Annotated in this window: 9 protein-coding genes; 1 reads left to right on the top strand and 8 read right to left on the bottom strand. The window is 45.1% G+C overall.

Annotated elements, in window-relative coordinates; genetic code table 11:
• Positions 1-1,362 precede the first annotated feature (1,362 nt).
• From B0I21_RS19730 to B0I21_RS19720, 3 genes are all read right to left on the bottom strand, one after another.
• Complete coding sequence (locus B0I21_RS19730; RefSeq protein ID WP_133642220.1) at positions 1,363-2,232, bottom strand: hypothetical protein; 870 nt, start codon at positions 2,230-2,232, stop codon at positions 1,363-1,365.
• 106 nt (positions 2,233-2,338) lie between these two features.
• On the bottom strand, positions 2,339-3,115 hold the full coding sequence (locus tag B0I21_RS19725; protein ID WP_133642219.1) for a DUF4099 domain-containing protein: 777 nt from the start codon (positions 3,113-3,115) through the stop codon (positions 2,339-2,341).
• Positions 3,116-3,126: 11 nt separating this feature from the next.
• Positions 3,127-3,699: a M23 family metallopeptidase gene (locus tag B0I21_RS19720; protein WP_133642218.1), complete on the bottom strand. Its 573-nt coding sequence runs from the start codon at positions 3,697-3,699 to the stop codon at positions 3,127-3,129.
• A gap of 145 nt (positions 3,700-3,844) precedes the next feature.
• On the opposite strand from B0I21_RS19720, the gene B0I21_RS19715 reads away from it, so the two are divergent.
• Complete coding sequence (locus tag B0I21_RS19715; RefSeq protein WP_133642217.1) at positions 3,845-4,069, top strand: hypothetical protein; 225 nt, start codon at positions 3,845-3,847, stop codon at positions 4,067-4,069.
• A 40-nt stretch (positions 4,070-4,109) separates the two neighbouring features.
• Here the strand turns inward: B0I21_RS19715 and B0I21_RS19710 are convergent, their stop codons facing one another.
• The 5 genes from B0I21_RS19710 to traK are packed head-to-tail and all read right to left on the bottom strand — an operon-like array spanning position 4,110 to position 9,168.
• The gene (locus B0I21_RS19710; RefSeq protein ID WP_133642216.1) at positions 4,110-6,086 is read right to left on the bottom strand and encodes a type IV secretory system conjugative DNA transfer family protein; all 1,977 of its coding nucleotides are present in this window, start codon (positions 6,084-6,086) and stop codon (positions 4,110-4,112) included.
• A gap of 45 nt (positions 6,087-6,131) precedes the next feature.
• Positions 6,132-6,971: a conjugative transposon protein TraN gene (gene traN / locus B0I21_RS19705; RefSeq protein ID WP_133642215.1), complete on the bottom strand. Its 840-nt coding sequence runs from the start codon at positions 6,969-6,971 to the stop codon at positions 6,132-6,134.
• A 19-nt stretch (positions 6,972-6,990) separates the two neighbouring features.
• Positions 6,991-8,166, bottom strand: a complete 1,176-nt coding sequence (gene traM / locus B0I21_RS19700; RefSeq protein WP_133642214.1) for a conjugative transposon protein TraM — start codon at positions 8,164-8,166, stop codon at positions 6,991-6,993.
• On the bottom strand, positions 8,163-8,570 hold the full coding sequence (locus tag B0I21_RS19695) for a hypothetical protein (protein ID WP_133642213.1): 408 nt from the start codon (positions 8,568-8,570) through the stop codon (positions 8,163-8,165). The genes traM and B0I21_RS19695 overlap by 4 nt, the downstream gene beginning before the upstream one ends.
• Entirely contained in the window at positions 8,548-9,168 is a 621-nt protein-coding gene (gene traK / locus B0I21_RS19690; protein ID WP_133642212.1) for a conjugative transposon protein TraK, read from the bottom strand. The genes B0I21_RS19695 and traK overlap by 23 nt, the downstream gene beginning before the upstream one ends.
• Positions 9,169-9,172 lie beyond the last annotated feature (4 nt).

The raw sequence follows: 9,172 nt of genomic DNA, 5'->3' as shown, positions 1-9,172 counted from the left end.
ATCTATAGATTTTGTAGAAACATTACTATATTCGAATAGGCAATCTGACATTTTTTAAAAACAACCAACTGTCAGATCAAGTAGTGGCTATTACAATTGAGAAAGGGTGCGAATCTATTTTCGCCCCTTTTTTATTGAATACGTCCTGCCTTCGCGCATGCCCCCCAGCTCAAAGCATTCCTCGAAGGCATGACCTTCACCCCTCCAATCCAAATCAGCCATGATCAGACAGTAGAATATCCCCTTTCAATTCCTCAAGACACAATTTATTATGGTTGGCCGGTGGGCGGAGGAAAAGCGTCTAATAGATGCCCGCCGAATCTGAGATTGATGTACTTTTGCGGCGCGACTCGTTAATAAGGAATCTCTTTTTATTAATTATCGACAAAAGTGGTGTACTGATATATCTCAATTTCAGAAAATTAAGTATTTTTGCCATAAGTGATTGCCCACCCCAAGGGCAATATTTTCATAAGCAGGCTCTCCATGGCGAGATGGAGGGTCATTGAATTTGCAATAGAAGATTTTGTCATATTAAATGCTAAACTTTTCGCCCTAATTTTTCTACCCATGAGTCATTATTTTGTTATTGGCGAAAAATAAAAAAAATTTTATCCGTATTTTTTAAAAGCTAACTTCACACCCAATTACACAAAAGCTGTGAAATAGGAACTCTAAACCTAAGATTCGAAAAAACGAGTACGACTGCTTATGAAAATGTTCTGGGGAATGGACAATTAATGATCCCTTTGTCACCTGACGAAGGGATTTGTTACATACCGCTGTTAAATTTTGTAAAGTAACTAAGAAAGCGATCTATGCCAATGATGATGGGCATAGGCGAAATATAGGATCATTTTTCTTTGCCTGATCTTTCCCGTTACCCTAAGATTCTGCAATATTGCAAGCGATATGTTAAGTAACAACCGTACAGCTTTACTCCACAACCAAGCTGGTTCTCTTATCTTTTCTACTGCATCCTCGTCATTAGTTAGCCGTTTGATTTCACTCAGTAATTCGAGTTTAAAGACTGCTAAATCTTCTTTTGTAATAATTTGATGCGTATTAGAAATCGTTTATTCAGTAGATAAAAATTAAACCACACTGATTTGATTAGACCAAATGGCAAACGGAAGGTGAAAGATCAAAGTATTCCCGAAGTACAAAAGTTATCGTTACCCCTTCAACTAATACTGTCACTCGACATTTATAATCGGGAGTTCCATTTTTTTTACTGGTAGTCTTTTGCCGTCTAGGTGATAGTGTGGTGAGTTAGGAGAAAGATTAAGTGTTGCATAGCCGGATGCCCTGATCCGGTCTATGCGTTGCAATATTTTATACATGCAGTTTTTGCCTCAATTACTATCTAGATCGTTTCGCCGATGGTACTTGCTCGACATCTTGTTTACTTGCCTCGATCTTCGGTTCTGAGATTTCTCTTCCTGCAGCCAACTCGGCCGCTCGCGGGACTTTAATACTTTGCGTTTTATCTTTCGAAGCAAAGATTGCCTCATCCCTTACTTCCCTTCTATCTTTATCGAAAATATCGATCGTCTTCATCTGCGGGTTGGCAGAAAGCGTAACTGGTATCGTACGTCTGCCGATCTGCAAATCTGCCTGCACGATAGTTCCATTGCGTAATGCCTTGGATACCTCCTGTAGCTTTTCAGCATCTTTTAAACCCTTGATCGGATATTTTTTCAGCGATGCTTCTAGATCATATCCGTACTCTGGACGAAAAGTTTTCATCGGATGGTTACCGTAGGCATCTTTCACCTCGAGATTGAGCTTAAACCAAACAGGCGTTCTTTCCTGCTTCGGAGCATTTTCATGGTTCTGTTCATTTTTGGTCCGCAGGAAAACATCCTTTTCTATGGCCTGACCGGACAGCAATTTAAAAGCCTGTAAGGCCGTCACGCGGTAATCCCGTTCCAAATTGAACGTTTGCGAGCGAATGATTGGGTTGTCCTTTTGTTGTAAGGTAACCTTGTAGTCATTCAGGAAATACATATCGCTGTCCTTTGATCTATTAAAATTGATGTCAAAACTAAGCTTTTCGGTTCTGGCTGCTTTGGGATCAACGCTATCCAGCGGTCTGTGGTTGGTTTGGATGCCTAGACTAAAATTTGGCATTTCACGTCGAATCGCGGTTTCAAGCACTTCGTTCAGCTTGTTATCGAAACCGAGGTTGTCCAATGTTTTTTTCAGGTACTCTAAATTATTCTCGTTCATGAGCTAATGGATTAAATGATAAAGTGAAATAAATTGGCAAGTAGCGTCACCCTAATTGCGACTTAGTAGAATAGCATTATGGAAATGAATAATTATAAAACGTTTTTTAGCGAGACCTAACGCGTTCATTCTGCTTATTAACCCGCAGATCATCCGAGGTCAAATGTGGAAAATCTTTCTGAAGCATCATTTGCAAGGCATTTTGGTAGGAGCTGCTATTATAATCAAGCTGCCCGTGAAAACCATCCTGAAGATTTTTGAGGTCATCGAGCATGACATGTCTAACCTTACTATTCTCTTCAAAACTCAGTATCACTTTCTCCGTATTGGATAAAATGCCTTTGGGCTCTGACACGCGGTATTGCACGGTGGTATCATCATAAATGGATACTTTCTGGCCAAGTCGGTAAGCTACACGTTGATCGGCATCCAAATCTTTGCCATTAATCATTACAGGCGCATGCACACTTGCAGCATCATAGGCCAAAAATTCACGCGTATCAGCATCGTACTCCACAACCATTCTCTTCACGTGATCATCGCCTAATTTTAGCTCTACCACATGGTTTGGCTTTTCGCCATCCATAAGCTCTCCCATGACCTGCTGATCAAGTAGATAATGCTTTTGCGGATTTCTGTACACGGGATGGATTAGCAGTTCGACTTCACCCGAGTCGGTTCTACTAAGGGAAAGCTTCGCTTCCAGCCGAGCAATGCGGATGTTATCAAGCTGTATATCGCTCATCGCGATTAACGCAGAACGCCTTCCGGCGAACATGGCCTCCAGATTATCGTTATCGATGGCTAGATGTTCATTTTTAAGCAGGCTTAGTGTTTGCAACGCTTCACGAGGAAGCTCTGCTTTTTTAAATAAGTATTGCATAGATTTAAAGATTATTTGTTTGAAAATTGCTCCTGCATTCCTAGCAGGAATTTAATTGGATCGATATAGCGTGTACCGATCCGCACACTGAAATGTAGGTGTACACCCGTTGCCCGGCCCGTTCGCCCCATGACGGCAATCTCCTGTCCGGCGCGCACCTTGTCACCAACAACCACAAGCCAAGCGGAAAGATGGCCATAAATACTGTGGACGCCACCATGATCGGTACAGATAAACCTTCCAAGAAACGGATGCTCACTGGCTTGGACTATTATACCGTCATAGATTGACATTACAATGGGTTTATCAGCAGTAAGATCAACGCCATTATGAAAATTTTGCCTTCCAGTTACTGGATGTCTGCGCATGCCAAAAGGCGAGGTAATCTTTGGCAAGCTTAAGGGACTACATAAGATAAGCGCATCTGACGAATTTGCCGAAAACGCGTTGCGTTCAAAATCAACCTGCTGTGCTGAATCAATTTTAGGTGTTGTAAAGGACTCTGTATCCTGCGCGTAAGCTTTAGCAACTGGTGCAATAAAAGATACTACAGCCAGTAAAGCACAAGGAAAAAGTTTAAGCATAATATGGGAGGTGAAGTATTTTTGATAGACGTAAAACCACAGCGCATCCAGTAGCGTACATAGCAGTAATCAAATAATAAGTAGTACATTTGTAGCGACCAGCATTAATATATCTTTACTTTGTGAATTTTAACTAGACAACATCATGGAAAGAATAAGTGGAAACAATCCATTAAGGCAAATGGTCCTTCGCGGAAAAGCACGTGAAGATTTCTTTGCGTGGCATAATGCTAACTTCCAGAAGGATCCCGTCAATGTGGATATATGGCTAATAGGATTGCAACTGGAACTATTTAGCCAGTTTTTTGGGAAGCCCATCCGGCATGCCAATGATTTTTATGACGCGCTAGCTGCTTACAATAACAATTAGTAATAACGCCGTAGACTTAAAATAAGAAGATGGATTCTTGTTATTGATTCGCTGCTGGCCGGAATCCCATTACGATCTCCGCGACCTCGGAATTGATATGCGCAAAATTCGCCAGTAGGATTTCCTCCTTTTTCCCGCCGAAATCATAAAACACCGGTAGATCCCGATATTGGGCTTCCTCCTGCTTGATAGCCTTCATATCCAAATTGAATCTGCAGTTGATCGCCGATGGTTCATATTTGCCCGTGTAATCCTCTACGGCATCAGAGGCCAGCATACCGACCATCTCCCCTGCTTTGAGTGCTGCAATCTTTCCGGCAGGGATCAGTGGTTCCAGACGTTCGGAAATCGATACAGAAGTTTTTGTCCGATCTATAGAAAGACTTTCGCTTATCTGTTTGACCTTGCCAAAGATTCGTTCTAGCCAGTCCAGCGTCTCTTTATTTCGTACCGATCCGGAAAGCACATTACCCACTACCGCGGTAATCGAGGTTGCCGTCTCGTTCCCATACTGCTGCTTGAACTGCGGTAGCTCTTGAAGACCTAGCAGCACGGCGACCAAATTACTCCGCGCTTGGGCAATCAAGTTTTCGATCTTATGGGCATATAGCGTAGGCGCTTCATCAATGATCAAGCCCACCGGTTTGTTACACCGGGAGTTCACCAGACGTGTTATCCTGTTCAATATCAACGAGTAACAGGCAGAGTTGATGCTCTGCGTGTTAGGGTCATTGGCCAGTACCAAGATGGATGGGTTGCGCGGATCGCTGATCTTTAGCTCAAAATCATCGCCAGAAAACACCCAAAAGGTTTCTTTTGTCGCTAGACGACTGATAAAGACCTTGAGCGTTCCTACCTGCCCTTCAAGCTGATCAAAGGCCTTGGCCTTAAAAGCCGTCATAAAAGGAGAAAGTAACGATTCCAACTCGGGGTTGGAAAACAGCACCGTGAAGATCTCCTCGTAGGATCGGTTCAGAAAGGCAAGCACATGGGGAAAGCTTGAATAACGTCCTCCATCATGCTTAGCAAAAAAGTAGATGCAGGAAGCGAGAAAGTTAATAGCCGATTGGGTAAAGAACTGGTCACTCCCGCCCGACTTATCCCCTTTCTTCATCGCTTCCACCAGCGCCTCGGCTGTTTCCGAGGCATCAGCCAAAGATTGCAGGTACTCGCTTCGCCAAGGATTAAGGCGCCTACTCTTCTCCGGTTCGGTAAGATTAACGACATGGAAATCGTAATCTTCGCACTTGCCCTGCTGCCTAGCCAGCAAATAATGGTAGTAGGCAACCTTGCCCAGATCGGGAAACTTAAAGTCATAGATCAGCATAGTAAATTCTAGTGCGACAAATTGCCGGATCACCGGCATCACCACGCCAAAACTCTTACCACTACCCGGAGTACCGATCAGTAGCGTCCCCCGAAACACATTTTCCAGCACCACGTAGCCCTTGCGCACTTTGCCTTTAAAGTAGAATAGCATCGGAATATTAACCACAAAGCGTCCAGTCTTCGGTTTGGTGCGCTGCATAAATGATTCGCCTTCGATGTTCCATCTATCCTTTCCCAGCTTGGAGCTAATCACTTTGGATACATTGTCTAGCGCTAGATGTAGCAGGACGGTCCCTGCAATGGTCAGTATTACATAAGCCATCGTATTTACAGATGCATCTCCAAGCTGATCGTAAGCCCATATGGAGAGCAAAAGGAAAAACAGTCCCAAACAAAAAGGTAAGCCAATAGCCTTTCCAATCTCCAAATCCTTCTTTTTACGGCTTAAGGTTCCAATCGACACCAACGCAATGATAGTTACTGTAAAGAGCTTGGAGTAGAATGGATGTTGGTAAATCTTGAATGCCATAAGTTTTCCCAAGATCATTGCTGCTGCGTGACGAGCGCCCCCTGCTACCTCCAATATATAGTCAGCACCAACAAAACATAAGACGTCGAGCAATACGAGCAGATAAATAGCAAACTGCAAGAAGCGGTGCAAGGACTGCTGCTCTTTAGATTCTTCCATATAAATAAGTTATGAGGTAATACAATAGGCTAGCAGCGGCTTCCCCTAAAATGTATCGGCAGCTAGAATATCCTTGTACTTGACTTTCAGATCAAGCGTCCGCCCAGAAAGCTGCTTTTCCGATAGTTGGATATGAAAGACTTTATTCGCCGGAAAGGTCATCTTTTTTAGCACATAGATATTCCGAAAACTTCGCTTAAAGCTCCCGTGTTCATAGAGCTGCCAGATAGCTCCCACCTCGATAGCCTGCACATTGGTTGCTTTGGTAATTTTGCGGTCCTCGATCTTCATGCGTAGCTGGTCGATCTCGTAGCTCAAATTTGTGCTGTTATTGGCCCTAATATCCAGTAGCACCAGATCACCCACCGTGTAGACCGCATTTAACTGCATGCTGACGCCATGCGCCTTTACCTTTCGAAGTGGTCGAAACTTACGACTGCAAAGCATCGTAAGCGCGTGCTTTCGAAGTTCACTAGTAGGAATAGTAGCTTTACCGACCAGTGGCTTGATCTCCTCGGGCGAGATGCTGTAACTGGCCGGAATGAAAGAAATGCCAGCCCTGTCGCTGAAGGATAGTTCATATTGCGCCATAAAGCTCTCACCAACGACGGTGAGTACCCCGAGACTTCCTTCAACGCCACTAAAACCCTCCGCTAAGGAATCAGGCTTCCACTTTAAGCGGAGCACGTTTTCTTGGGGCAGATCACCGATCACCGCACTAGAGGAAATGTCCACATAGCTGATTGGTTCGGGCGAGAGAATGTGAAGTGAGACCTCTTTTTCGAGCAGTATCTGCGGCAACTGACTTCTGAAAGTTTCCGGCTGCTGGGCAAAAAGGGAAAGCGTGGCAAAGCATGCCAGCATAGATAGCAAAAATGATTTCATAGAAAATATGTGAATAAATTTAGAACTGCGTTTTTAACTGCTGGGGATCGATCAGGTAAACGATCGTGCTGTACTTGATCTTGGCCTTGTTCTGGCGGATCATCTTACTAACCGCTGTGCTGGTGGACTGGAATACCTTCTGCACCATGCTCATAGCCAGTTGGCTGTCAGTTTCCATCTGCTGCATGGTGATGCCTTGCGAGGCATTACCGCCAAGCTCCTTGGTAAATTCCCGAAATTCGGACGCCGGAACGAAAAGTCCTCGCATGCCATCATGGTCATATACCTCCAGATTGATGGGCAAGATCTGCTCGCCGATCATGGCTGAGGTAATCGTGAGGTTAACGCGCTGCCCTGTAAATCCGGAGATCTGTGCATAGAGGTAGCTACCTTTTTTTATCGGCACGCTACCCGCCGCGATGTCTTCTAGCAGCCGGATACGCAGGCGCGAACCAACATAGCCCGTGATGTTCTGGTCGATTATGGCCGAGATAAAGCTTTCCGATTTCGCGGGGACGACCGTATTAAAGCCATCGGTATGTTCCGTAGCCTTAGTGACAGTTAACGAAGGTTGGGACTTGGTTAAAGCCAATTGCTCTCGCTCCAAATCTCTCCGCTGCTGCTCGGCCTGATAATCTGGGTCGTTTGCTTTCCCCATACTATCGACCAGCGCCATTTGCTTACGGAACAGATCCATGGGGTCTTCGCTAACCTTGTTCGCCTCGGCAGGAGCTGAGATCGGTGGAGCGGACAGCCTTGCCAGCGCTTCCTCCATAGTACGATCTTCCGCATCAAAGGAGGCTCTATGCATGGTTGCACTCGGAAACCCTTTTTCCTGCGCTGGGCTATACCTGTTTTTCATGGCACGATCGATCGAGTCGAGCATTTGCCGCTCGCGCATATTGTACAGCGTTCTCGGCATCTCCTTTTCCGTTTCTTCTTCTTGGATCAGGCCGACAGCGGTATAACCGTCTGCCTGACGATATTGGTTTCGGTAAGCATCTAACTTCCCGGAAAGTGCTTTCTCACGCACCTGATCTGATACATCCGCCACTCCGGTCTGCAGGGAGTCATTGCCAGCTTGGGGCAGCTCCTGTTTGTCGAAAGTCGACTTATAAATATAAAAGAAGATAAATAGAAAGGGAAGCAGGATCAGCGGCACGACGTAGCGCGGTTTATTAACATCTATTTTCATGGTAAATTATTTTTAGGTTGCATAGATCGCTGAAGGGATTCAAACTCTTCGAGCGCGGCAATCAGGGCGGTACTATCCGAGGAGCTCAGGCTATCTTTTTCGATCAGCGCCCCTATCTCAGATTGTAATGCTACCACCCTGTTAAGAGCCCCATAAGTTTCTGCAATGGAAGGCAGTTTGGCACCGAGGGTGTCAAGCACAATGAGCGAAGAGCGCGGCTGGAAAACAGCCATATCATTATCCACCTTTCTGGCGCTAAACACCCAAACAGCGGAAATGACCATGCAGACGAGCATGCCTGCAAAAAGATAAGCTGGATAGCGAGTGAGCAATAGCGATAGTTTCCTCTTTAATGCCTGCCACAGCCTACCTTCTAGCGGATTAGAGTGTATTTTTTTGGACATTTTGTAGATCTTTATTTTCCAGGGTTTTCCATTTGGTGATCAGCACCGCATGGGGATTGTTCTCTGAGCGAATCTCTAGATCACTCAGGTAGCCTTCAGTGACCAGTGAGCGTGTGATGGTCGAACTACGCCTATCAATCTTTTGGGTGCCGTAGAAACGGAAATACCGAGTAGGCAGATCCAGCACAATGCTGTCCGTATGTATCGTCAGCACGGCGCTGGAGGAAAGAATAGAATTAAAAAAACCTTTCTCTTTAAGATTGTTGTACTGCAAGGCGCCGCTCTCATCAATCAGGTACATCGCCTGCTTCATCTGGTATTCAATAAACTTATCGTCCGGCGTTAAGGAAAAGAACAAGCTATGGAAGCGTCCAATGTGCGAGCGGTACTCTGCTGCGCGGTTCATCTGCACGTCGGTCTGTGAGGCGCGCATCGGGACATTCCCCGAATCCATAATGTAAATGCTCTGTCGAGCGGAAACCACCTGCCTGTAGGCAAAAAAAGAAACGATCATACTGATCAGCAGCGATGCGACGAGGCTTCCCCCTGCAATGAAAGTGGCAAGGCGTACCCTGCTCTCAATATTCTTTATAATCATAGCA

Source organism: Sphingobacterium paludis (genome assembly GCF_004364125.1).
GTDB classification, from domain to species: domain Bacteria; phylum Bacteroidota; class Bacteroidia; order Sphingobacteriales; family Sphingobacteriaceae; genus Sphingobacterium; species Sphingobacterium paludis.
The sequence above is the reverse complement of the archived record's forward strand: the minus strand, read 5'-3'. Positions and strand labels throughout refer to the sequence as shown.

What these genes read in the sequence shown, in the direction of transcription:
- traM (WP_133642214.1), bottom strand. Translation starts at nt 8,166, where the DNA reads ATGAAAATAGATGTTAATAAACCGCGCTACGTCGTGCCGCTGATCCTG.
- B0I21_RS19730 (WP_133642220.1), bottom strand. Translation starts at nt 2,232, where the DNA reads ATGAACGAGAATAATTTAGAGTACCTGAAAAAAACATTGGACAACCTC.
- B0I21_RS19725 (WP_133642219.1), bottom strand. Translation starts at nt 3,115, where the DNA reads ATGCAATACTTATTTAAAAAAGCAGAGCTTCCTCGTGAAGCGTTGCAA.
- traN (WP_133642215.1), bottom strand. Translation starts at nt 6,971, where the DNA reads ATGAAATCATTTTTGCTATCTATGCTGGCATGCTTTGCCACGCTTTCC.
- B0I21_RS19710 (WP_133642216.1), bottom strand. Translation starts at nt 6,086, where the DNA reads ATGGAAGAATCTAAAGAGCAGCAGTCCTTGCACCGCTTCTTGCAGTTT.
- B0I21_RS19695 (WP_133642213.1), bottom strand. Translation starts at nt 8,570, where the DNA reads ATGTCCAAAAAAATACACTCTAATCCGCTAGAAGGTAGGCTGTGGCAG.
- traK (WP_133642212.1), bottom strand. Translation starts at nt 9,168, where the DNA reads ATGATTATAAAGAATATTGAGAGCAGGGTACGCCTTGCCACTTTCATT.
- B0I21_RS19715 (WP_133642217.1), top strand. Translation starts at nt 3,845, where the DNA reads ATGGAAAGAATAAGTGGAAACAATCCATTAAGGCAAATGGTCCTTCGC.
- B0I21_RS19720 (WP_133642218.1), bottom strand. Translation starts at nt 3,699, where the DNA reads ATGCTTAAACTTTTTCCTTGTGCTTTACTGGCTGTAGTATCTTTTATT.